General features: G+C 65.7%; 1 pseudogene. It reads right to left on the bottom strand.

The window, feature by feature from the left end:
• Positions 1-5: 5 nt before the first annotated feature.
• Positions 6-254: pseudogene (gene pyrB / locus R0J92_RS24840) on the bottom strand (aspartate carbamoyltransferase catalytic subunit); the annotation flags it as partial.

Here is a 254-nt window from a genome sequence, read left to right as displayed (position 1 = left end):
ACCGCTCAGGAGGCCGCCGCCGGCCGGGCACTGCGGAGGTTGCGGGCCAGCAGGTGCAGCGCGGCCATGCGTACGGCGACGCCCATTTTCACCTGCTATTGAAGAACGGAGCGTTTGATGTCGTCGGCGAGGGTGCCGTCGATCTCGACACCTCGAGTCATCTGTCCGGGGGGCGTGACGATAGCGGCGGGGTTGGCCTTTGCCAGCTTGTCGGCAGCCAGGCCGTAGCGGTAGAAATACTCTCGTTCCGACTG

Origin of the sequence: Tritonibacter sp. SIMBA_163 (genome assembly GCF_046535935.1) — a bacterium.
Lineage (GTDB): Bacteria > Pseudomonadota > Alphaproteobacteria > Rhodobacterales > Rhodobacteraceae > Epibacterium > Epibacterium scottomollicae.
This window is presented reverse-complemented; position numbering and strand designations above follow the sequence as displayed.